The 21,754-nt window shown below is 62.5% G+C and carries 21 protein-coding genes; 12 read left to right on the top strand and 9 right to left on the bottom strand.

Annotation, left to right across the window (positions count from 1 at the left end; all coding sequences use genetic code 11):
* The first annotated feature begins 399 nt into the window (after window positions 1-399).
* The 5 genes from FJ986_RS12105 to FJ986_RS12125 all read left to right on the top strand — a co-directional run bounded on the left by FJ986_RS12105 (window position 400) and on the right by FJ986_RS12125 (window position 6,922).
* Window positions 400-1,449, top strand: a complete 1,050-nt coding sequence (locus FJ986_RS12105; RefSeq protein WP_140516252.1) for a LacI family DNA-binding transcriptional regulator — start codon at window positions 400-402, stop codon at window positions 1,447-1,449.
* Window positions 1,450-1,512: 63 nt separating this feature from the next.
* A complete protein-coding gene (locus FJ986_RS12110; protein WP_140516254.1) occupies window positions 1,513-2,760 on the top strand; it encodes a sugar ABC transporter substrate-binding protein in 1,248 nt (415 codons plus the stop codon).
* 374 nt (window positions 2,761-3,134) lie between these two features.
* The gene (locus FJ986_RS12115) at window positions 3,135-4,061 is read left to right on the top strand and encodes a sugar ABC transporter permease (RefSeq protein ID WP_140674381.1); all 927 of its coding nucleotides are present in this window, start codon (window positions 3,135-3,137) and stop codon (window positions 4,059-4,061) included.
* Window positions 4,061-4,918 (top strand): carbohydrate ABC transporter permease, encoded by an 858-nt coding sequence (locus tag FJ986_RS12120; RefSeq protein ID WP_140671085.1) that lies wholly within the window; start codon window positions 4,061-4,063, stop codon window positions 4,916-4,918. The genes FJ986_RS12115 and FJ986_RS12120 overlap by 1 nt, the downstream gene beginning before the upstream one ends.
* A gap of 21 nt (window positions 4,919-4,939) precedes the next feature.
* Complete coding sequence (locus FJ986_RS12125; protein WP_140674383.1) at window positions 4,940-6,922, top strand: glycoside hydrolase family 127 protein; 1,983 nt, start codon at window positions 4,940-4,942, stop codon at window positions 6,920-6,922.
* 74 nt (window positions 6,923-6,996) lie between these two features.
* Here FJ986_RS12125 and FJ986_RS12130 read toward each other — a convergent pair whose 3' ends face one another.
* From FJ986_RS12130 to FJ986_RS12160, 7 genes are all read right to left on the bottom strand, one after another.
* Window positions 6,997-7,395 (bottom strand): DUF1801 domain-containing protein, encoded by a 399-nt coding sequence (locus FJ986_RS12130; RefSeq protein WP_140674385.1) that lies wholly within the window; start codon window positions 7,393-7,395, stop codon window positions 6,997-6,999.
* 96 nt (window positions 7,396-7,491) lie between these two features.
* Window positions 7,492-7,947 carry a DUF1801 domain-containing protein gene (locus tag FJ986_RS12135; RefSeq protein ID WP_140674387.1) on the bottom strand — a complete coding sequence of 152 codons (456 nt, stop codon included), beginning with the start codon at window positions 7,945-7,947 and terminating at the stop codon, window positions 7,492-7,494.
* An 11-nt stretch (window positions 7,948-7,958) separates the two neighbouring features.
* The gene (locus tag FJ986_RS12140) at window positions 7,959-8,183 is read right to left on the bottom strand and encodes a hypothetical protein (RefSeq protein ID WP_140674389.1); all 225 of its coding nucleotides are present in this window, start codon (window positions 8,181-8,183) and stop codon (window positions 7,959-7,961) included.
* A gap of 33 nt (window positions 8,184-8,216) precedes the next feature.
* A complete protein-coding gene (locus FJ986_RS12145) occupies window positions 8,217-8,609 on the bottom strand; it encodes a VOC family protein (RefSeq protein WP_140674391.1) in 393 nt (130 codons plus the stop codon).
* Between the two features lie 73 nt (window positions 8,610-8,682).
* Window positions 8,683-9,114 (bottom strand): SRPBCC domain-containing protein, encoded by a 432-nt coding sequence (locus tag FJ986_RS12150; RefSeq protein ID WP_140516269.1) that lies wholly within the window; start codon window positions 9,112-9,114, stop codon window positions 8,683-8,685.
* Entirely contained in the window at window positions 9,111-9,434 is a 324-nt protein-coding gene (locus FJ986_RS12155) for a metalloregulator ArsR/SmtB family transcription factor (RefSeq protein WP_140499215.1), read from the bottom strand. The genes FJ986_RS12150 and FJ986_RS12155 overlap by 4 nt, the downstream gene beginning before the upstream one ends.
* Window positions 9,435-9,562: 128 nt before the next feature.
* Entirely contained in the window at window positions 9,563-10,282 is a 720-nt protein-coding gene (locus FJ986_RS12160) for a gamma-glutamylcyclotransferase (protein ID WP_140674392.1), read from the bottom strand.
* A 212-nt stretch (window positions 10,283-10,494) separates the two neighbouring features.
* Between FJ986_RS12160 and FJ986_RS12165 the strand changes: the two genes are divergently transcribed.
* The 3 genes from FJ986_RS12165 (at window position 10,495) to FJ986_RS12175 (ending at window position 15,302) form a co-directional block, all read left to right on the top strand.
* Window positions 10,495-11,187, top strand: coding sequence for a DUF2270 domain-containing protein (locus tag FJ986_RS12165; protein WP_140674394.1), 693 nt, complete (start codon window positions 10,495-10,497; stop codon window positions 11,185-11,187).
* Window positions 11,188-11,350: 163 nt separating this feature from the next.
* Window positions 11,351-12,625: a DUF763 domain-containing protein gene (locus FJ986_RS12170; RefSeq protein ID WP_140674395.1), complete on the top strand. Its 1,275-nt coding sequence runs from the start codon at window positions 11,351-11,353 to the stop codon at window positions 12,623-12,625.
* A gap of 469 nt (window positions 12,626-13,094) precedes the next feature.
* Window positions 13,095-15,302, top strand: a complete 2,208-nt coding sequence (locus tag FJ986_RS12175; protein WP_246681796.1) for a cation:proton antiporter — start codon at window positions 13,095-13,097, stop codon at window positions 15,300-15,302.
* 9 nt (window positions 15,303-15,311) lie between these two features.
* On the opposite strand, the gene FJ986_RS30470 is transcribed toward FJ986_RS12175, so the two are convergent.
* Both FJ986_RS30470 and FJ986_RS12180 read right to left on the bottom strand, forming a co-directional pair.
* Window positions 15,312-15,455: a hypothetical protein gene (locus tag FJ986_RS30470; RefSeq protein ID WP_181181872.1), complete on the bottom strand. Its 144-nt coding sequence runs from the start codon at window positions 15,453-15,455 to the stop codon at window positions 15,312-15,314.
* 201 nt (window positions 15,456-15,656) lie between these two features.
* Window positions 15,657-16,490 (bottom strand): methyltransferase domain-containing protein, encoded by an 834-nt coding sequence (locus tag FJ986_RS12180; RefSeq protein ID WP_246681797.1) that lies wholly within the window; start codon window positions 16,488-16,490, stop codon window positions 15,657-15,659.
* Window positions 16,491-16,596: 106 nt separating this feature from the next.
* Between FJ986_RS12180 and FJ986_RS12185 the strand changes: the two genes are divergently transcribed.
* From FJ986_RS12185 to FJ986_RS12200, 4 genes are all read left to right on the top strand, one after another.
* Window positions 16,597-16,755, top strand: coding sequence for a DOPA 4,5-dioxygenase family protein (locus FJ986_RS12185; RefSeq protein WP_281405885.1), 159 nt, complete (start codon window positions 16,597-16,599; stop codon window positions 16,753-16,755).
* A 383-nt stretch (window positions 16,756-17,138) separates the two neighbouring features.
* Window positions 17,139-17,552, top strand: a complete 414-nt coding sequence (vsr, locus tag FJ986_RS12190; RefSeq protein WP_140657473.1) for a DNA mismatch endonuclease Vsr — start codon at window positions 17,139-17,141, stop codon at window positions 17,550-17,552.
* A 145-nt stretch (window positions 17,553-17,697) separates the two neighbouring features.
* Window positions 17,698-18,822 carry a DNA cytosine methyltransferase gene (locus FJ986_RS12195; RefSeq protein ID WP_140657475.1) on the top strand — a complete coding sequence of 375 codons (1,125 nt, stop codon included), beginning with the start codon at window positions 17,698-17,700 and terminating at the stop codon, window positions 18,820-18,822.
* Window positions 18,819-21,719, top strand: coding sequence for an ATP-binding protein (locus FJ986_RS12200; RefSeq protein WP_181181873.1), 2,901 nt, complete (start codon window positions 18,819-18,821; stop codon window positions 21,717-21,719). Before FJ986_RS12195 ends, FJ986_RS12200 begins: the two co-directional genes overlap by 4 nt.
* The last annotated feature ends 35 nt before the right edge of the window (window positions 21,720-21,754 follow it).

Raw genomic sequence — 21,754 nt, forward strand, 5'->3', positions numbered from 1 at the left:
GCTTCAGAGATTTGCCGTCTCCAGCGTAGCCGCTCCGCCACGAGGCCATGACTAGCGAACTAACCGATAATATTTGCGCAAGCGTTAAGACCGAAGAGTCGTTTGTAGACATGTCGCCGATTGCTGCTTTGGTTGGCTCGCGCCGTGGGCAGCACTGACGGCTGCCGATCAGGAATTCGCCTGATGAACTCGCCGGGCGCCGAGCCCGTGAGCCCGCCCTCCGGCGGCCACTTCGCACCACCGGAGGACCAGCCACTTTTCCTCTTGAACAGCCTCTGTATCTAGCCTAGCTTGGGTTGAGAAAAGGTTTTTCCAAACATTTCCGAGCGGGCTCGGCCATTGGCCGGGTCATTCCGGCCTGTAAGAGAAAACCTTTTCCCAATCGGGATTTTCGCCGCAATGGCATTGGACGATCAGCCAGCCTTTCCCAAGCCCGTCACCTTGCGTGACGTGGCGGCCGAGGCTGGCGTCAGCGTCGCCACCGCCTCGAAGGCGCTCAACGACCAGGGCCGCATGACCGCCGAGACCCGCGAGCGCATTCGCGAGACCGCGCAGCGCCTCGGCTTCCGGCCCAACAGCCTGGCGCAGAGCCTGCTGCGGCGACGCTCCTTCACCGTCGGCCTGCTCACCAACGATACCTATGGCCGCTTCTCGCTGCCGCTGATGTCGGGCATTTCCGACGCGCTGGTCGACGCCGGCGTCTCGGTGTTCCTGTGCAATGTCGAGGAGGATCCGCGTCTCGGCCAGCTCCATGTCGAGGCCATGCTCGACAAGCGCGTCGACGGCATCATCGCCACCGGCAAGCGCATCGACCGTCATCTGCCGGTCGACCTGTCCAATCTGCGCATTCCGGTGATCTATGCCTTCACCCAGCCCGATCCCGACGCCGTCGCCTTCGTCTCCGACGACGCCGGCGGCGCGCGGCTGGCAGTGGAGCATTTCTGTCGGCTCGGCCGCAGGCGCATCGCCCATGTCTCGGGACCGGCGAGCTTTGCCGTGGTGCACGCCAGGGCGCAGGCCTATCGCGATGTTCTGACCGAGAACGGCCTGTCGGGCACCGAGCCGCTGCTCGGCTCGTGGTCGGAGGCCTGGGGACACGAAGCCGTGGCGAGGCTGTTCGACGGCGCGGCCGACGGCGCAAGCGAAAGGCCGGACGCCGTCTTCTGCGGCAACGACCAGATCGCGCGCGGCGTCATCGATGCCTTGCGCGAGCGCGGTCTCGACGTGCCCGGCGATGTCGGCGTCATCGGTTTCGACAATTGGGAGATCGTGGCCGAAGCGACGCGCCCGCCGCTGACCTCGGTCGACATGAACCTGGCTGCGCTCGGCCGCGAAGCGGGGCTGACCTTGCTTTCCCTGGTCGGCGGCAAGCCCGCCGCGCCAGGCATCCGGAAACTGCCGTGCCGGCTGGTGGTGCGTCAGTCCTGCGGCCGCCTGCCGGACGGCTGAAGAACCAAACGCCGCAATCGGCGGCAAGCCGCGCATCGCGGCCAAAACGTGGAGGAGGAGAATATGAGGACTTTGATTGCCAGGCTGGCCTTGACGGCCGCCGTATTCGGCTGCGGGCTGCAATTTGCCGCCGCCGAGACCGCCAACATCTGGGTGCGCGCCGACGGCTCGAACTTCATGCCGCGCATCGTCGATGCCTACAACAAGGGCCACACCAACCAGATCAAGCTCGACATCATCCCCAACGCCGAGATCATTCCGAAATACGGTGCTGCCGCCGCCGGCGGCACGGCGCCCGACGCGCTGTCGCTCGACCTGATCTACACGCCCTCCTTTGCTGCCGCCGGCCAGTTGGAGGACATCACCGACTGGGCCAAGTCGCTCCCCTATTTCGCCAGCCTGTCGCCGGCTCATGTGAAGACGGGCACGTACAAGGACCGCATCTACGGCCTGCCCTTCTCCGCCGACGCCTCGGTGCTGATCTGGAACAAGAAGCTGTTCAAGCAGGCCGGCCTCGACCCCGAAAAGGGCCCGGCCAATTGGGCCGAGATCGAAGCCGACGCCGAAAAAGTCAACGCGCTCGGCGGCAACATCAAGGGCTTCTACTTCTCCGGCAATTGCGGCGGCTGCAACATCTTCACCTTCACGCCGCTGGTCTGGGCCTCGGGCGGCGATATCCTCTCACAGGACGGCTCCAAGGCGACGCTGGACAGCCCGCAGCTGCGTGGCGCCATCGATCTCTACCGCTCGATGGTCAAGAAGGGCCTGGTGCCGGAAGGCGCCCAGACCGACACCGGCGCCAATTTCTTCGCCGCCTTCGCCGGCGGCAACATCGGCATCTCGCCGTCGGGTGCCTTCGCTATCGGCGCGCTCAACACCCAGTATCCCGATATCGACTACGGCATCACCTTCCTGCCGGGCAAGGATGGCGGCTGGTCGTCCTTTGCCGGCGGCGATAATTTCGTCGTTACCAAGGGCACCAAGAAGATCGATGTGGTGAAGGAGTTCCTCGACTTCGCTTATTCGCTGGAAGGCCAGACGATCCTGGCCAAATATGGCAGCCTGCCGGTGCGCGGCGACATCGCCAAGGACGCGCTGAAGGACCTCGACCCGCGCTACCAGGTCGCAGCCGAGGCCATGGCCAAGGGCAAGACGCCCTATTCGGTGGTCTTCAACGACCTGATCAACTCCGCCAACGGCCCGTGGACGCAGATGGTCAACGAGGTGTTCTTCGGCGACGACGTCGACGGCGCCATCGCCAATGCGCAGGAGACCATGCAGTCGATCATAGACCAGGCGCCGCAGAAATAGGCGCCTGCCTGCCGGCCGGCCGTCTCCCTGAGCGGGTGGCTGGATATTGTTTGGTTCAGATACAGGGCTATCGCGTTGAGAAGACTCACTAGCATCGACAGCTTGGGACCTAGCGCACTTCGCCTCCCCTTCTCCCCTTGTGGGGTGAGAAGCAGTCCGCGCAGGGGACGAAAAGCCAACTGCTTGGCTTTTCGAGCTTCGAACGCCCTGAGCCTGCGAAGGGCCGGGTGGTGGCCGATCCACTCTGCCGGGTCCCCGCTGCTTCGCAGCCTCCCGGTGTTCGCCGGCCTTTCATCGTGCCACTGGCACGATGAATTCGCCTCCGGCGAACCGGCCGCTCACCCCACAAGGGGAGAAGGAAAAGCGGGCCAGCCATGACCACCATCACAGCAACCACCGCCCCGCCCCGCGCCCGAAAACTCGTCGGTGCCGGTCGCCGGCAATGGATCGGTCTCATCTACGTCGCGCCGGCCGTGGCGCTGGTCATGGTGTTCTTCGTCCTCCCGCTCGGCATGACGGCGTGGATGTCGCTGCACAACTGGCCCCTGATGGGCGGGCACTCCTTCATCGGCCTCGACAATTACGTCGCGATCTTGCGCGACACCAGGTTCTGGAACGCACTGAAATTCACCGGCTACTACACGGTGATCGTCACCATCGCGATCTTCGCCGTCGCCTTCCCGCTGGCCATCTTCATCGAGCGGCCGCGCCCGTTCACCAATCTATACCGCACCGCCTTCTTCATGCCGGCGGTGGTCGGTTTCGCCTCGGCGAGCCTGCTCTGGTCATGGCTGCTCAACGTCGATTCCGGCCTGTTCAGCCCGGCCGCCTACAACCTCGGCCTGATCGACAGGAAATTCAACCTTCTGGCCACCTTCCAGCCGGCCTTCTGGTCGATCATCGCCATGGTGGTGTGGAAGGTCGCCGGCTTCACCATGATCATCCTGATGACCGGCCTGCAATCGATCCCGCAGGATTTGCAGGAGGCCGCCGTCATCGACGGCGCCGGCCCGTTCGCGAGGTTCCGGGCCATCACCTTGCCGCTGATGCGCCGCACGCTGGCGCTGGCGCTGATCCTGTCGGTGGCCGGCTCGGTCCTCGCCTTCGACCAGTTCTACATCATCCTGCGCGGCGGCCCGCGCAACCAGACGCTGACGGCGGTGTACTGGATTTTCAACCAGTCCTTCGTGTCGTTCAAGCTCGGCTATGGCGCGGCGCTCTCCATGGTGCTGCTGGTGATCCTTGTGGCGCTCAGCCTCGTGCAGCTCTGGCTGCTGAGGAAGCCCGAGGGCGTCGACTGATGGCGCAGGCAATGTCCGCTCAAGGCAAACTCGCCGCCAGCGTCGTCAGGCACTCCACCGGCATCATCGCCTCGGTGCTGTTCGTGGCGCCGATCGTGTGGGCCGCGCTGTCGGCCTTCAAGCCGGCGCAGGAGGCGCGCCAGCCGCCGTTGCCGCCCTGGCCGACGACAGGCTTCTCGCTGGAAAACTACGCCACGCTCAACACGTTCGGCGACGGGCTCTGGGTCTCGGCGCAGAACAGCATCTACGTCTCTGTCATGACGGTGCTGGTCTCCGTCGTTGTCTCCGTGCTCGCCGGCTACGGTTTCTCGCGCTTCCGATTTCCTCTCAAGGACCTGTTCTTCGTCCTCATCCTGTCGACGATCATGATCCCGTTCCAGTCGATCCTGACGCCGATCTTCCTGGTGCTCACCAAGCTCGGCCTGCACAACACGCTGACCGGGCTGGTCGGCGTCTATGTAACGCTGCAACTGCCGTTCTCGATCTTCATGATGCGCAACGCCTTCGACGCGGTGCCGCGCGAGATCGAGGAGGCCGCGCGCATGGACGGCGCCGGAAACGCCACCATGCTGTTGAAGGTGATGCTGCCGCTGGTCTGGCCGGGCGTCGTCACCATCGCGCTGTTCGCCTTTCTCGGCGCCTGGAACGAGTTCCTCGCCGCTTTGGTGCTGATGACCGACCAGTCCAAGTTCACGCTGCCGGTGATGATGACCGCACTCCAGTCCGGCCGCTTCGGCGCCATCGACTGGGGCGCGGTGCAGGCGGGCGTCACCGTGATGATGGTGCCGTGCCTGATCCTGTTCCTGGCTTTGCAGCGCTTCTACATCCGCGGCCTGATGGCCGGGGCCGTCAAGTGATCGATCGAATGGAGTAAGTTCATGACCGCATCGTCTTCCGCCAGGCCTGCCGGCGCCTCCAGGCCCAAACTCGCCTTCCGGCCGCTACCGGTGCCCCAGGTCGACGTGCACGGCTTCTGGGGCGACCGTGCCGACGCCGTCGCCGCGCGCACCGCCGATATCCTCTACGACCGCTGCGTCGAGGCGGGCATGCTGGAGCAGATCGATCCGGACCGGCCCTCGCCCGGCGTCGTCATCCCGTTCCATTCCCCTTCGCCCGACGAGGCGGCCTCCCCCGGCTTCACCGGCTCGACGGTGACGACGCAGATGTTCTGGGACTCCGACTGGGGCAAGACGATCGAGACGGCGGCCTATTCGCTCTACCGCGCCAAGAACCCGGAGCTGGAGAAGAAGATCGACGCCGTCATCGACCTCTACGAAAAGCTGCAGCAGCCGGACGGCTATCTCTCGAGCTGGTACCAGCGCATCCAGCCCGGCCTGCGCTGGACCAATCTGCGCGATTGCCACGAGCTCTATTGCGCCGGCCACCTGATCGAGGGCGCCGTCGCCTATTACCAGGCGACCGGCAAGCGCAAGCTGCTCGACGTCATGTGCCGCTATGCCGACCATATCGCCTCGGTGCTCGGGCCCGAGCCGGGCAAGAAGAAGGGCTATTGCGGCCATGAGGAGATCGAGCTGGCGCTGGTGAAGCTGGCGCGGGTGACTGGCGAGAACAAATACATGGAGCTGGCGAAATACTTCATCGAGCAGCGCGGCCAGCAACCGCATTATTTCGACGAGGAGGCGCGCGCCCGCGGCACCGATCCCAAGGCCTATCATTTCAAGACCTATGAATACAGCCAGTCGCACATTCCGGTGCGCGAGCAGGACAAGGTCGTCGGTCATGCGGTCAGGGCGATGTATCTCTATTCCGGCATGGCCGACATCGCCACCGAATATGGCGACGACAGCTTGCGGGTGGCGCTCGACCGGCTGTGGGACGATCTCACCAGCAAGAACCTCTACATCACCGGCGGGCTCGGACCGTCGGCGCACAATGAGGGCTTTACCAGCGATTTCGACCTGCCCAATGAGAGCGCCTACGCCGAGACCTGTGCCGCCGTCGGCCTGGTGTTCTGGGCCAGCCGCATGCTCGGCATGGGGCCGAACGCCCGCTACGCCGATATCATGGAGCGGGCGCTCTACAACGGCTCGATCTCGGGCCTGTCGCTCGACGGCTCGCTGTTCTTCTACGAAAACCCGCTGGAAAGCCGGGGCCGGCACAACAGATGGAAATGGCACCGCTGCCCGTGCTGCCCGCCCAATATCGGGCGCATGGTGGCCTCCATCGGCAGCTATTTCTACAGCCTGGCGGACGACGCGCTTGCCGTCCATCTCTATGGCGATTCCACCGCTCGTTTCGACATAGCGGGCGTGCCGGTAGCACTGACGCAGGCGAGCCGCTACCCCTGGGACGGCGCGGTCGCCATCACCATCGAGCCGCAGGCGCCGGTCGCGTTCACCCTGCATCTGCGCGTGCCGGCATGGAGCGCCGGCGCGGCGCTCAAGGTCAATGGCGAGACGGTGAAGCTCGAGGACGTCACCAGCGATGGCTACGCGGCGATCCGGCGCACATGGAAGAAGGGCGATAGCGTCCGCCTCGATCTCGAAATGCCGATCGAACGGCTCTACGCCAACCCGCAGGTGCGTCAGGACGCCGGCCGCGTGGCGCTCTCGCGCGGCCCGCTGATCTACTGCGTCGAGGCGACCGACAATGACGGCAGCCTGCACCGCATCGCATTGCCGCGCACCGCAAGCATCGAGGCGCATGACGAGCCGGACCTGCTGGGCGGCGTGGTGGCGCTTTCGACCACAGCGCTGGCCGACACCGATGAGGGCTGGCAAAACGGGCTTTACCGCACCGACCCGCCCGCTGCCAGACAGACGCGGCTGACCGCCATCCCCTATTTCGCCTGGGACAACCGCGAGCCCGGCGAGATGCTGGTGTGGCTGAGGGACGGATGAGGCCAGAAGGGCGCGAAGGAGCGCGACAGGCTTCATTCTGCCCGCCGCATTCTTCGGTGCCAGTCACACGGAGCTTATCGCCGGGCCTTTGACTTGTTCAGAGCCACAGCGGCGCGGATAAGCGCCTTGAACGCTTCCTCGTCGACCTCCTCGCCCTCTTGGAAATCGATGGCGCGCCTGGTGTTTCCTTCCAGGCTGGAGTTGAACAGGCGCGACGGATCGGGCAGCGCCGCACCCTTGGCAAAGGTCAGCTTGACGACGTTCTTGTAGGTCTCGCCGGTGCAGATCATTCCGGCATGCTCCCACACCGGGACCCCGCGCCATTTCCACTCCTCGACGATCTCGGGGTCGGCTTGCCGGATCAGGCCGCGCAGCCGGCTCAGCATCTCGCCCCGCCAGTCGCCGAGTTCCTCGATCCTGCCGTCTATGAGCTGCGAAGGAGATCTGCCTTCTGGCGACCCGCTCTTCGTCATGTCCGTTCTCCTTCAGCCTTGAGGGCGGTCACCGCCCGTCCGCCCGATCATAGGCGCTCTGTTGCGCGCGGCAAATCCGGGCCCGGCGCGCAAATCTCACATCCGTTCGCCGGGCAGTCGGCTCGCCTGCTTCACCCACTCGGTGAACTGGGCCTCGTCGAACTCGTCGTCCTCATGAATGTCAAGGTAACGCGTGTCCTTGCTTTTGGACTGGCCAGGCGGCACCGGGTTCAGCGACATGCCGCGGAAGAAGGCCACCTTTATGTATTTCGTGAAGCAATGAAAGCTGAGGAACCAGCCCTCGCCTTCCACGCCATAGAAGGGCGAGTTCCATTTGACGGCCTTGCGCACATCAGGCACGGCACGCTCGATGAGCGCGTCGAGACGGCCGCCGGCCTCGCTCTTCCAGTCCGGCATGGCTGCGATATAGGCCTGCACGGGGGCGTTGCCTTCGCCCTTGGCGATCTGCGGGTTGCCGCCAGAAAGCAGGACCGGACCGGCGGTTGCTGGCCTGGCGGCGCCTTTGGCTGATCGCCCCTGCCTCTTCGCCATCCATCCCGTCCTTACTGGCTCGCGGGCTGCCGCCCGTTAAGCCGCTTGGCGGCGTATGGCAGCACGAACATGTAGAGGCCGCTGAACAGCAGCAGGAACAGCGGCAGCAGCGGCGAATAGACCACCCAGGCAGGCGGCTGCCCCAAGCCCATGGCGACGAAGTTGGCGAGGACGGTCCCCGTGAAAATGATCGACAGCCAGCGATGCGTTTGCCGGACCCATTTGTTCCAATCCATGCTACCTCCTCCTGGAAATGAACGAAAGGCCGCTTACCAGCGCGCCAGCTGGGTGATCTGGATGAGGTTGCCGCAGCTGTCGTTGAGCTGCGCAATGGTCGAGCCGGTCACTTCGGTCGGCGCCATGGCGAAGGCCCCGCCCCGCGCCTTGATGCGCTCGTGATCGGCCTTGATGTCGTCGGTGAAGAGCATCAGCGCCGGCTGGCCCTGCTTGAACAGGGCCTGCTGGTAGGCCTTGGCCGCGGGGTTGTCGCTCAGCGCAAGCTGCAGCTCGGTTCCCTCAGGCTCGTCCGGCGAAGCCACGGTCAGCCAGCGAAACGGCCCGTTGCTGAAATCGGCCTTCTTGGTGAAGCCCAGCACGTCGGTGTAGAAGGCAAGCGCCTTCTCCTGGTCGTCCACATAGACGCGGGTCAATTTGATCTTCATCGCATGTCCTCCATAGGTTTTGTTGCGGCGGCCGCCTTCGAACAGCCTTGCCATGAACCCCGGCCGGCGGACTTCAGTCCGTGCGTGCCAGGAGCTCTTCCAGCTTCTCCAGGAATTTCGGCCATCCCATCTTGGCGCCGCCATAGGCCCGTCTCTGCTCGGGCCGGAAACCGGACTGCTCCATGCGCAGATGGGTCCCGGCAGGCGTCGGGGTGAGCGTAAAGGTCACCACGCTCCTGAGATCGAAGGCCGGGTCCTGGTGCGCGAGGTTCCAGGTGTAGGACAGCGTCTTGTGCGGCTCGACGGCAAGCACCTCGCAATCCAGCACGCCGCCCCAGGCGGTGCTGAGGTTGAAGCGATGGCCCACGACCGGATTTAAATCGTTCTTCATCAGCCACTCCTCAATCAGATGCGGTTGCGTCAGTGCGCGCCAGAGTTTTTCCGGCGGATGCGAAATCTGCCGCTCGACGACGACAGTGCGGGTCTCGGCGGCACTGTCGTTCACTGGTCCATCCTTTTGAGCAGATCCTCGAGATCGTCGAACCGGCTTTCCCAGAACCCGGCCATCTCACGCGTCCAGTCCATCAGCGGCGCCAGCGCGCCGAGCTGCGCGCTGTAATGTGTCTGGCGGCCTTCATGGCGGTCGCGCACCAGCCCGGCCTGCTTCAGCACGCCCAGATGCTTCGACACGGCCGGCTGCGAGACCCCCGACTGGATCGTCAGCGCTCCCACCGTCTGCTCTCCCTGGCGGCACAGCCGTTCGAAGATGGCGCGCCGCGTCGGGTCGGCGAGCGTCCTGAAGAGCGCATCATGAGCATCCGGCATTTAATCGATAACCCGTTGGCTATTGATGGACGTATAACCGTCGGGATATGTATTCGTCAAGCGGAAGATTTGGAGGGGCGGGAAAGCGTCTGGAACTTCCGGATCGCGTTGCGCTGGGACGCCGATCGCTAAGCCGTGGCGTGGACGCGGTTGATCTCCTCGGCCACCAATGCCTGCAACTGCCACAGGTTGCGATCGCGAATGCCGCAGGCGTCGAGGTGGCGGATGGTCTCGAACAGATATTGCGCGCCCGAGCCCCAATGGCCGGCGGCCCGGGCCAGCGTCGCCGCGATCGCCCGTTTGTCCAGCCTGCCGACATAGCGCGTATTGGCGGGATCGACGACGAAGCCGAGCGCGCGGCACATGCCGCCCTCGGTCCTGACCCGCAGCCAGCGCGGCACGTTGACGGCGGGCAGGATGGTCATCTCGCGGCGCAGCAGCGCCTCGAGATTGTCGGCAACCGGCTCCGCGATCTCGAACACCATGCCCTGGCATTGGCCACCACGGTCGAGCGCCATCATCAGGCCGGGCTGCTCGATCGTGCCGCGAAACCGCTGCACGGTGAAGCAGAAGGAGCGGTGCCAGCCGGTCGCCACCGCGCGCTCGCCGCCCCTCACCTCGCCCGCCGGCTTCCACAGCAGCGAGCCATAGGCGAACAGTTTCAGCGGCCCGGCCGGCGCATCGGCCAGGATTTCGTCGCTGAAACGCGCATAGTCGGCGTCGGTCATGTAGACCATGCCCGGCGTCGGCCCGGCATCCTCGACCGCGCGCAAGGTGCGGGCGACCAGCGCCTCCGTCAGCGCCATCGCCGCCTTGCGCGGCGATGCGGTGGAAATCGGCTTGTTCATGTTCGTCATGTTGCCCAAGGCAAAGGGATTCTCAAGAGCCAGAGCCACTCGGACCCGGACTCAGAAGCTGAGCGGACCTGCCCAAGCGTTTGAAAAGACTCGGCGCACCACCGTCGCGATAGAATTGGCCGAAAGTCCGCCTGGGTTGGCGCGAGCCGCCGTCGGCGGAACGAGATCGCGTTCGAGGCGTTCCATAGGGTTGGGAGGGAACTATGAACGATGCGCCGGCAACGCCCGTCGGCAGGACACTTACGCCTGGCGAAATGGTCACCGTGATGTCGCATTTCCATCGCGCCGAGATTGCGCGCATGGCGGGATGGCGCGACCGTATCGACAGGACCAGCAATTGGGCGATCACCGTCGTGGCCGCGATGCTGTCGGTGTCGCTGTCGACGGCCAGTGCCCACCACGGCGTGCTGTTGTTCGCCATGCTGCTGGTGCTGCTGTTGCTGTGGATCGAGGCGCGGCGCTACCGCTTCTTCGATGTCTACCGCGCCCGCGTGCGCCAGTTCGAGCGCCACTATTTCGCGCAGATATTCTCGCCGCAGCCGGACTTCGCCTCGGACTGGCTGCTGATCGTCGGCGAAAGCCTGCGCACGCCGAAATTCCTGGTCTCGCAGCGGGTGGCGCTGGCGCGCCGTTTGCGCCGCAACTACATCCATATGATGCTGATCCTGCTGCTCGCCTGGATCCTCAAACTGTCGACGCCGAGCCTGCTCGATCGGGCCGCGCCGGTGGGTTTCGTCGGCACATTGCGCGAGGCCGTCAGCGCCGCCGCCCTGGGTCCCGTGCCCGGCCTGGTCATCGTCACGCTGGTCGCCATCCTCTTTGCCGGCCTGCTGGCCGTCGCCTTACTGACGCCCGACGACAACGGCGAACTCTCCTTCGGAGACGTGCATGTCTAGCCCGCCAACAGACAAAAACGCTTTGCGAACAACCGGGTGAGGCGCCATCCTGAATCAAACCGCGAATGCGCGCCTGTGTGCCGGCTTGGAAAATAGCCGCATGGATGCCATCTAGAGGGAGAGAGCCGGCCTCTGGGCGGCCGGCCACGGAGCATCGAAACAAGTGACGCAGCGAAGCGGCAGCGCCGACCTGCCGCTGCATGGCGGACGGGTCCCGAAGTGGCTGGGCGACCGCATGACGCGGCTCGGCGCGGTGCTGTGCCAGGCGATCGTCCACCATTATGGCCGCGACGAGCTGCTGCGCCGGCTGGCGCATCCCTTCTGGTTCCAGTCCTTCGGTGCGGTGATGGGCATGGACTGGCATTCGTCCGGAATCACCACCAGCGTCATCGGCGCGCTGAAGCGCGGGCTGACGCCGCTGTCGGGCGAGCTCGGCATCCATGTCTGCGGCGGACGCGGCGCTCATTCGCGCAAGACGCCGCACGAGCTGGAGATGATCGGCGAACGTGTCGGCTTCGACGGCGCGGCCCTTGCCACGGCCAGCCGCCTGGTCGCCAAGGTCGACAGCGCCGCCGTGCAGGACGGTTTCGACCTCTATCTGCACGGCTTCATCGTCACCGACGACAGCCGCTGGGTGGTCGTCCAGCAAGGCATGAACGGCGACAGAAGGCAGGCGCGCCGTTACCACTGGTTGTCGGAAGGGTTGAAGAGTTTCGTCGACCAGCCGCACGCGGCCATCGAGGGCGAGCGGCAGGGCGAGATCGTCAACCTCACCGACCATCGCGCCGAGGCCTCGCGCAGCGGCCAGCTCGATCTTCTGCGCCAGCTCGGTCCCGACCGGATCGTGCACGAATTCGCCGCCATCGAGCCTGCGGCGACTGAAGCAAAGCGCGACAGTGCACAACCAATGCTGCCCAATCTGGTCATGCCGGCGCACCATGACGTGCGCGAAAGCGACATCGTCATGCGCCGGCTGCACGGCAACATCTCCGCCGCCATCGAGAGCGGCCCGACGGATTTTCCCGAATTGCTGCTGGTGCCGGGCGTCGGCGCCCGCACGGTGCGGGCGCTGGCCATGGTGGCGGAGGTGGTGCATGGCGCGCCGTGCCGCTTTTCCGACCCGGCGCGCTTCTCGCTGGCGCATGGCGGCAAGGACCGGCATCCCTTTCCGGTGCCGCTGAAGGTCTATGACGAAACCATCGCCGTCATGAAGTCGGCGGTCGCCAAGGCCAAGCTCGGCCGCGAGGAGGAGCTTGCCGCCTTGCAGCGGCTCGACGGCCAGGCGCGGCGACTGGAGCGCTACGTCACCGGCCCGAGCCTGACGGAGATCGTCGCCGGCGAGTTCGACCAGTCGCACCTGCTCGGCGGCCGCAGCGTCTTCGGCCCGGAGCCGCCGCCTGAAGGTGCTTTGCCGGGCGGCGCCAAGAAGTCGGGCTAGATCGCCGATCGCGGCCGCTACGCCGACAATTGGCGAAGCAATCCGCGGGCGGCGTCCAGCCGGTATGGGCCTTTCTCCCCGTCACTATACGGGGAGAAATGTCCGGCAGGACAATGAGGGGCGGCGCCAAGCTTTCGGCAAATAGCATCTGGATCCTGTATTTCTCCCATGTCGGCGCTGCCCCTCATCCGCCTGCCGGCACCTCCTCCCCGTATAGAGACGGGGAGAAGAGCGCTGTCTCCTATGTCGGCACTTACCCCAACAGATTGGCCCAAACAGATTGGCCCGCCCCCCGCAACCTTGCGCGGCATTGCACGTTTATGCGCAGCGGACTTGATCCGCGTTGAGGGGTTGGATGACTAGGCACTGGCCGCAAACGAGATTTCTTCCTGCCATTCTCATCCCTTCCGCCGTCCTTGCCTCAGCAGGTCCGGCCTGGGCAGCCCAGGCAAGCAGCCACGCAGCGGGCATGGGCGGCTCGGCGGAGGGCGTTTTCGTCGCCGAGATCGTGCTTCTGCTGCTGGTCGGCCGTGGCCTGGGCGAAATCTTCCAGCGCTACGGCCAGCCGGCGATCATGGGCCAGTTGATCGGCGGCATCCTGCTCGGGCCTTCCCTGTTCGGCTGGCTCTGGCCCGGCGCGCAGCAGCTGATCTTCTCGACCGACCCCGCGCAGAAGAGCATGATCGAGGCGGTCTCGCAGCTCGGCGTCCTGCTGCTCCTGCTGCTCACCGGCATGGAGACGGACCTGCGCCTGGTGCGCCGGGTGGGCGCGGCGTGTTTTTCGATCTCGGCAACCGGCGTCGTCGTGCCCTTTGCCTGCGGTTTCGCGCTGGCGCAGTTCCTGCCCGACACGCTGCTGCCCGACCCCAGCGAGCGCGTCGTCGCCGGGCTTTTCCTTGGCACGGCCCTGTCGATCTCCTCGGTCAAGATCGTCGCCATGGTGGTGCGCGAGATGAACTTCATGCGCCGCAATCTCGGCCAGGTCATCATCTCCTCGGCCATCATCGAGGACACGATCGGCTGGCTGATCATCGCCGTCACCTTCGGCATCGCCACCAATGGCAGCCTCCAAATCGTGCCGCTGGTGGTGACGGTGGCCGAAGTGGCGCTGTTCATGGTGTTCTCCTTCACCATCGGCCGCCGGCTGGTGTTCACGCTGATCCGCTGGAGCAACGATTCCTTCCGCAGCGAATACGCCGTCATATCGGTCATCCTGATCATCATGGGCGTGATGGCGCTGATCACCAATCTGATCGGCGTCCATACCGTGCTCGGCGCCTTCGTCGCCGGCATATTGGTCGGCGAATCGCCGATCCTGTCCAGCCACATCGAGAGCCAGTTGCGCGGCGTCATCACCGCGCTCTTCATGCCGATCTTCTTCGGCATGGCCGGGCTTTCGGCCGACCTCACCGTGCTTGCCGACCCGACGCTGGCGCTGCTGACGCTGGCGCTGGTGCTCATCGCCAGCATCGGCAAGTTCGGCGGCGCCTTCATCGGCGGCCGCTTCGCCGGCATGACGCTGAAGGAGGCGACCGCCGTCGGCAGCGCCATGAACGCGCGCGGCTCGACCGAGGTCATCGTCGCCTCGATCGGCCTGTCGATGAACATCCTCTCCCACAACCTGTTCACCATGATCGTCACCATGGCGGTCATCACCACGCTCGCCATGCCGCCCATGCTGCGCTGGGCGCTCGGCCGGCTGCCCGTCGAAGACGCCGAGAAGCAACGGGTCGACCGCGAGCTGCTCGACGAGCGCGGCTTCGTCTCCAAGCTGGAGCGGCTGCTGCTGCTGGTCGACGACAGCCCGGTCGGCAAGTTCACCGCCTATCTCGCCGGCCTGGTCGGCGGCGGCAGCGGCATGCCGACCACGCTTCTCCACCTCAAGGACGGCAGGCTTGCCGGCCCGGCCCGCGACAAGGGCCCGGAGCGTGCCTTGAAGGAGGTCAAGAAGGGCGCCGCCAGAAGCGCCAAAGCGGTCAGCAAGGCCGAGGACACGCCGGTCGAGAAGGTGCATCTCACCGCCCGCAGCGAACGCGAAGCGACCGCACGGACGATCGCCGAGGAGGCGCGCAAGGGCTATGGCCTGCTGCTGGTCGGGCTCGAGGCCATGCTGACCGAGAAGGGATCGTTCACCGAGGCGCTCAACGACATGACCAGCGGCTTCGACGGTCCGCTCTGCCTGGTGCTGAACGGGGCCGGCGCCGGGACCAAGATGCCGGTGCTGCGCGCCGGAACCACCATCCTCGTTCCCGTCAACGGCACGGAAGTGTCGCGACGCGCAGCCGATTTCGCCCTGGCGCTGGCAAGGCCGCACCGGGCGCGGGTCAAGGTGCTCTATGTTTCGCAGGCGCGCAAAGGCGCCCGGCAAGGCACCGTTTCGCATCGTCGCGAGGAGGCGGTGCTCAAGGATGTCGTCGATCTCGCCGACCGCTACGGCGTCGCCGTTGACACCGCCATCCGTGCCCGCGCCACGCCCGACAAGGCGATCGCCAGGGAAGTGGCCAAGGGGGCGGCGATGGTGGTGATGGGCGTCACGCAGCGGCCGGGCGAGGAACTGTTCTTCGGCGACACCGCCATGGCGGTGCTGGCCGCCGTCCCCTGCCCGGTCGTGCTCGTGGCAAGCGACCGCATCCGCGCCGAAGCAAGACCCGAAGCCGCGGCCGAAACCGGCGCCTGATGGCGGAGCCTAGAGGCCGAAGAACTGCCTGCCGATCACGTAGCCCAGCGCGACCACGGCCAGCGGGAACAGCGCCGGCGCGACCTTGCCGAGGACCGAGCCTTGCTGCTCCTTTGGCGGCATATAGCGTGCATTGCCGAGATTCTTGGTCATTGCGTACCCCCGCGCGAACCAGTTCATTAGCAGATGCTTATTAACAGCACGGCCGAATTAACGGTTCGCGAAGAAATTCGCTCGAAAGCCGGCCATTTGAGCGGAGAGCTGGCGAATGCGGCTTGGCTCAGCCTCGATCTCGGAAACGGGTTTGCCTGCACCCTCGCGCAGCGTCGCGGCTTCGGCCGTCGCGGCGAAGCGCTAAATCCGGCAAACCGCCATGACGAAGAATTCGCGGTAGCAGAAATCCGGATCGTCGAGCAGGCGATCCGGCCGCTCCTTCAGCTCCCGCCAATAGGCCTGGTCGGCATCAGGCAGGGCATAGCCCGGCGCGACGCTGGCGAAATAGGCCAGCAGGTCGCGAACATAGTCGCGCGTGAAGCGAGGCGCGGGTGCCCAGCGCTCGACCAGCCAGCCCTTGCGGCTGACGACCTCCAGGCCCGCCTGGCGCAGGCGCGCCGGAAGCGTCGAACCGCAATCGGTGCCGAGCACGCCCCGGTCGCGGAAACCCTGGAGCCTGGCTGCCATGAAGCGCGCCAGCAGCGCCCGGTCCATGGGCAGGATCTGCAGAATGGTCGAATCGAAATCCTTGACGGCGAAGATGCCGCCCGGCTTCAGCACGCGCCTGGCCTCGCCGACGGCAAGCTCGAACTCGGCCGGCGTCAGATACTGCATGACATTGCCGGACCAGACGCAATCGAACGATGCGTCGGCGAATGGCAGCGACAGGATGCTGCCGACATGCGTCGCAATCTCCGGTGGCTCGGACAGCGTGCCCGCGAGCGCCTCGACCCGGGCGATGTTTTCGGGCGCGAGGTCGAGCGCGGCGATGAAGCCGGAGGGGCCGATGGCCCGGGCGATGAGCGGCAGGAAGCCGCCGCTGCCGCAACCGGCATCGAGCACGCGCGAGCCCGGGCGGATGCCCGCATCGAGCAAGGCCGCCTCATATTCGGGGCGCGACGATTCGAAATGAAGATCGAGCCAACCGGCCTCGCTCGCTTCGTGACCGGTGGACGTTTGGTTCCTCGCAGACAAATGATTACCCCCCCATGGCGCGCCACGGATAGAAGCGTACCGGGCGGCATCACGCAATGCCCTGTGAACTAAGTGGACCAACGCTGGTGATTGCCCCCGCCTCAGCATCCTCATCCACCCCAACACGACAAACCCCAAGCGCGACCATCTGGTCGACCCGATCTGGATCGGGCGGCCGCTTGCGGTGCATGGAGAGGTGCTGGGTGAGGAGGATGAGGCGGGGGAAGTGCTGGAGGTAAATACGGAGCCGTCGCTGGGGGCGTGAGGGGAGACGCGTGAATTGTTGCTGTCGGCTTAAGCCCGAAACTCTTGACGATTGCGGACGGTCTGGTTTCAGCGGAACATTGTGAGCGGCTGTGGCATTCGCCGCCCTTCTTACTCTTCCAGGACCAGCATCCGCGCATCGCTTCAAGGCTGGCAAATCGAGATCAGTCACCACTGATCGTGTGCGACGCCGCCTTCTGCGCTTGTCGCGTACGGCTGACGCAGAGATGATTTTACTCATTCAAATGGAAGCGCTTATGCGATACTAGGTCGATCCCTCACAGAAAGATACGAAATTGGGCTCTAACCGTTCCGCAGCTCGTTCGGCCATCTTAAGACATGCTTTGACCGAGCAAAAGGGTTGGAACGTCCGCAGGACTTCATATGGATCACCTATCGGCTACCGCTCGCCGAGACTTGATGGGACGAATTCGACGGCAGGATACCGCGCCGGAAATACGGGTGCGGCGGGTACTTCATCGACTAGGATTCCGGTTTCGCCTTCACCGTCGCGACTTGCCAGGCACGCCCGACATCCTCCTTCCTCGATACAAGACTGCCTTATTTGTCCACGGCTGCTTCTGGCATCGGCACCCCGTGTGTAAGCGCGCTAGCCATCCTGCCACCAATACGGAAAGATGGAATCAGAAATTTGCGCGAAATATCGAGAGAGACCGTATTGTGGAGCACGAGCTTTCCGCTCTCGGTTGGAGGGTTGCAGTCATTTGGGAATGCGAGGCAACGAACGATGAGGCACTATCAAAGAGGCTTCTCCATCTGCTAAAAGGGAATAGTTGACTGCTCGACCTGTCAGGTAAACAGTCGACCAGACATCTCGACACTCCTCGACCGCGGCGCTAGAATGTGCTATCGGGAATGGGGGATTTTTGCGTGATGTTGAATATGACGGCGGCAAAGTCACTACTTGGCCGGTCCGAATTAGATGGTTAACTGCGTCGATCTGTTTGCTGGCGCCGGGGGGTTTTCTTTGGCCGCGAGGCAAGCAGGCCTCACAATAAAGCTGGCAATTGAAAATAACCGCCACGCGGCATCCACCTATCGCAGCAATCTTTGCCATGCTGAGGACGCTCCTGTCGTGCGTGAAGGTGACATTTCAACTATGTCACCTGAGGAAGAGCACGAGCATGTTTTCAACAAAGGGGAGATCTGCGATCTCTTACTCGGAGGCCCCCCATGTCAAGGATTTTCCACGCACCGAATCAAAGATGCAGGTGTCGCGGACACACGTAATGACCTCATACACGTCTACTTCAATTTCGTGAAAGTATTTAGGCCGACCATTTTTCTCATGGAAAATGTGCCAGGGATGCTTTGGCCTCGCCACGCCGCGGCTTTGGATAGGTTTTATGATGAAGGCCTTAAAGCAGGTTATCACGTCTACGAACCTATCACGATAGATGCACGTGATTTCGGTGTTCCGCAAAGGAGGAAGCGCGTCTTCATCCTTGGCCTCCGAAATGGTGTGCTGCTAGGTGATCTGCCATGGCCGCCATCGCCTACCCACGGAAGTCCGACAGCGCGGGAAAGGAGTCCCACTCTCGCAGCCTGGGTTGATTGCAGCAACGCCTTCAAGACGGCTCCGGTCGGGGATGAGAATGACGTCCATATGAACCATGGCGCGGAACTTGTCGAAACTTTCAGACGAACACCTCCGAACGGAGGAAGCCGTCATGATTCTGGCCGCATTCTATCCTGTCATGAAGGGCACGACGGTCATAATGATGTCTACGGACGGATCAATCCTAGTGAACCCGGGCCGACAATGACGACCGCTTGCATTAACCCATCCAAGGGCCGCTTTGTTCACCCAACATTGGACCACGGCATCACCGTTCGCCAAGCGGCGAGAATTCAAACCTTTCCTGACAACTATTTTTTCTCGGGAGGGTTGATGGCTGCGGGCGAACAGGTCGGAAATGCTGTCCCTGTCGCTCTCGGCAGATTTCTTATCGAATATCTCAAGCCTGTTATACAGCGCTCGCACGCAACTCACGAGCAAAGTGCCGACACAAAGACCGCCGCATTGAGAACCCAAGAAATGGCATGATTGACGGCGTATCGTTTCAGACCAAAGCTAGAACCGTCGACCACCTGGGCCGCGAACAGATTGCGGACTGCCCGACGGCGATTTCTGAGCTTTGGAAAAATGCATTCGACGCATACGCTAGAAAAGTCGAACTCAACATTTATAATGGCGAGGATCCGGTTGCCGTAATTTCGGACGATGGGCACGGGATGAGCCGGTCAGAGCTTGTAGGGCGATGGCTGGTCGTTGGCACTGAGTCGAAAGCCACTTCGGATACCACACCAATAGCTGATCGGCTGGGTCTGCCTCAGCGGACACGCCAGGGCCAAAAGGGTATTGGTCGGCTGTCATGTGCCAACTTGGGACCAATTTTGCTTTTGGTCTCCAAGCGCATCAATGCGCCTTACGTCGCCGCTCTAATCGACTGGCGCTTATTTGAGAACCCTTTCCTCAATCTCAGCGATATTTTTGTACCAATTGTCGAATTCGAGGAACAGAGCGATCTTCTTGGGCGGTTACCTACTCTTATCTCCGCTCTAAAGGAAAATCTAACAGGGGGGCACGACGCCAGTCGCGCGGAGCGGCTTCAAGATGCCTGGAGGGCATATGATCAATCCCATCTGGACGATAATAGAGGCACTGGAGATCGACTACTGCCCCCATCGGAGGCGATCCTATCCACGTTGTCTCATCTCAACTTTGGTAATCGTCATTTTGCTGAATGGTCTGTTTGGAGCGGTCAGGCGAACCACGGAACTGCCCTTCTTGTTGCTCAGATAAATTACGATCTACGCGTAGAGCTTGACACAGATGACGCTGATCCGGCGGCTCGAGCTGCACGTGAGCGCTTCTTCGAAACACTGTCGAGTTTCGTTGATCCGTTTGTTGATCCAGCCGACGACGACGATCAACGAAAAAAGCCAGATTTCTCTTACTCCGTAAGAGCGTGGGAAGGCTCCGTCCCTCGGCTCATCCTTGGTGACCAGAAGCAATTTGACCGTCGCCAACTTGATGGCATGGAGCATCAAATAGTCGGTACCGTCGGGCCAGATGGCGCGTTTCGAGGACGCATAAAGGCCTTTGGCAAATGGCTTGATATGCCTTGCGTCATTGAGCCTCCGAAGGATCTCGACATCCCTCAAAGATCTGACACCAGGGTCGGCCCATTTGATATATATATCGCCACGATGGAGTTCACCGCTCTCAGGACAACCCATTCCCAAGCTGAGTTTCAACACTTTAAAGGGCTAGCGGAGCGATATTCAGGGTTTATGATCTTCAGAGACGGACTGAGAGTTCTGCCGTACGGCCGTACGGACAATGATTTTTTCGAAATCGAATCGCGCCGCAGCAAGAATGCAGGCAGAGAGTTCTGGAACCATCGTCAAATGTTTGGCCGGCTGTCCATAAGCCGAGCCACCAATCCTAATCTCAAAGACAAAGCTGGGCGAGAGGGTTTGCTGGACAATCGGGCCGCAAAAACATTGAAGCTCGTCGTCTCCCAAATTTTGGAACAATCTGCGAGACGCTATTTCGGCTCTGATTCTGATATTCGCCAGGAACTACTCCCGCAGATAACAGAGTCGAATAAGGCCAAGCGTGCAAGCGAAGACCGCAATAAGCTGCGTCAGAAGCAACGCCAGGAATTTCGAGGAAAACTAAGACGTTTCTCACAAGAGCTTCCCGGACTTGTTCGTGAGTTGGAGAACTATGCCCAGAACCTTTACATAGCGGACGAAGGCCACATTTCGAGGGCACAGCAAGATTTGGAGATTTTCAGGGAGCGTGCTGCAGATTTTAGGCTTCCAGGCGCTCCAAAATCGCTTGGCTCTCTGGAAGAAACGTACACAAGCTACCGAGATTCAGCTCGCGCAGCCAACATATTAGTTGAAACCATTTCCCAGGAATTGGACGCTCAAATCGAGCGCGTCGCACCGAGGAAACCTCGCGAACTTTTGGAGCGTCAGTTGGCGCGAAATGCCGGGCAGATTCATCATCGGATCAAAGTCTCGGCTCGCACGATCGACGAACTTCAGAAGGCAGAATTCAAACGAATCCGTGATCTAGTTAGTTTACGAAACAAACACTTCCATTCGGAAGCCGAACCTCTCTTGGAACGATTTGATCGCGGAGAGCTTGGGTTTGCCGAAACATCTAAACTCATGGAACAGATGAAATCCCGCGTCGATTCTGATAACGCGGATATCTTCCTGCCATATATCGGCGCATTGGAAAGCTTAAAGGAAAGTATCGATCTGGAGCAGCTTGCTGCCTTCAGTATGGAAGAAGTGAGCGACATGCGTGCTGAACTTGATCGGTTGAACGCGCTAGCGCAGCTCGGGATTGCGGTTGAGATTGTTGGTCATGAGCTTCAGGCTTATGACGACATAATTGGAGATGGACTCGGGAAATTGCCGAACGAGGTTCGAAGCAGCCGCGCCGTGAAAGACATTGAGTTCGGCTATCAAGGACTGACGGACCAGCTCAGATTTCTCTCGCCGCTCCGGCTGGCAGGACAGAAGATTCAGCGCTGGATCACTGGTAGGGAAATCGCCGATTATGTCGGCGAGTTTTTTCGTCTGCCTATGGCGAAGCAGGGTATCGTTTTTAGTGTTACTGACGCGTTCCTGAAGTTCCGTGTCTTCGATCAACAATCTCGGCTACTGCCGGTTTTCATAAACCTGATAAATAACAGCATCTATTGGCTGAGCACTGCTCAGGACGCGGAACGTAAAATTGTACTCGGCGTGGTGGATAAAGAGATAGTCGTTTCGGACAGTGGCCCTGGTGTCGATGCAGATGATGTCGCAAGCTTGTTTGGTCTGTTTTTCACGCGCAAAACTCGTGGTGGCAGGGGTGTGGGGCTCTACCTGTCGAAAGCCAACCTAGCGGCCGGCGGGCATAGAATTAGGTATTAGGCCCCCACTTCCGAAATGCCGCTCAAGGGCGCAAA

The organism is Mesorhizobium sp. B1-1-1 (assembly GCF_006442955.1).
Classification (GTDB): domain Bacteria; phylum Pseudomonadota; class Alphaproteobacteria; order Rhizobiales; family Rhizobiaceae; genus Mesorhizobium.

What these genes read in the sequence shown, in the direction of transcription:
- FJ986_RS12145 (WP_140674391.1), bottom strand. Translation starts at nt 8,609, where the DNA reads ATGAAGATCAAATTGACCCGCGTCTATGTGGACGACCAGGAGAAGGCG.
- FJ986_RS12120 (WP_140671085.1), top strand. Translation starts at nt 4,061, where the DNA reads ATGGCGCAGGCAATGTCCGCTCAAGGCAAACTCGCCGCCAGCGTCGTC.
- FJ986_RS12140 (WP_140674389.1), bottom strand. Translation starts at nt 8,183, where the DNA reads ATGGATTGGAACAAATGGGTCCGGCAAACGCATCGCTGGCTGTCGATC.
- vsr (WP_140657473.1), top strand. Translation starts at nt 17,139, where the DNA reads ATGGATCACCTATCGGCTACCGCTCGCCGAGACTTGATGGGACGAATT.
- FJ986_RS12160 (WP_140674392.1), bottom strand. Translation starts at nt 10,282, where the DNA reads ATGAACAAGCCGATTTCCACCGCATCGCCGCGCAAGGCGGCGATGGCG.
- FJ986_RS12110 (WP_140516254.1), top strand. Translation starts at nt 1,513, where the DNA reads ATGAGGACTTTGATTGCCAGGCTGGCCTTGACGGCCGCCGTATTCGGC.
- FJ986_RS12195 (WP_140657475.1), top strand. Translation starts at nt 17,698, where the DNA reads ATGGTTAACTGCGTCGATCTGTTTGCTGGCGCCGGGGGGTTTTCTTTG.
- FJ986_RS12130 (WP_140674385.1), bottom strand. Translation starts at nt 7,395, where the DNA reads ATGACGAAGAGCGGGTCGCCAGAAGGCAGATCTCCTTCGCAGCTCATA.
- FJ986_RS12135 (WP_140674387.1), bottom strand. Translation starts at nt 7,947, where the DNA reads ATGGCGAAGAGGCAGGGGCGATCAGCCAAAGGCGCCGCCAGGCCAGCA.
- FJ986_RS12200 (WP_181181873.1), top strand. Translation starts at nt 18,819, where the DNA reads ATGATTGACGGCGTATCGTTTCAGACCAAAGCTAGAACCGTCGACCAC.
- FJ986_RS30470 (WP_181181872.1), bottom strand. Translation starts at nt 15,455, where the DNA reads ATGACCAAGAATCTCGGCAATGCACGCTATATGCCGCCAAAGGAGCAG.
- FJ986_RS12175 (WP_246681796.1), top strand. Translation starts at nt 13,095, where the DNA reads ATGGGCGGCTCGGCGGAGGGCGTTTTCGTCGCCGAGATCGTGCTTCTG.
- FJ986_RS12155 (WP_140499215.1), bottom strand. Translation starts at nt 9,434, where the DNA reads ATGCCGGATGCTCATGATGCGCTCTTCAGGACGCTCGCCGACCCGACG.
- FJ986_RS12125 (WP_140674383.1), top strand. Translation starts at nt 4,940, where the DNA reads ATGACCGCATCGTCTTCCGCCAGGCCTGCCGGCGCCTCCAGGCCCAAA.
- FJ986_RS12105 (WP_140516252.1), top strand. Translation starts at nt 400, where the DNA reads ATGGCATTGGACGATCAGCCAGCCTTTCCCAAGCCCGTCACCTTGCGT.
- FJ986_RS12115 (WP_140674381.1), top strand. Translation starts at nt 3,135, where the DNA reads ATGACCACCATCACAGCAACCACCGCCCCGCCCCGCGCCCGAAAACTC.
- FJ986_RS12165 (WP_140674394.1), top strand. Translation starts at nt 10,495, where the DNA reads ATGAACGATGCGCCGGCAACGCCCGTCGGCAGGACACTTACGCCTGGC.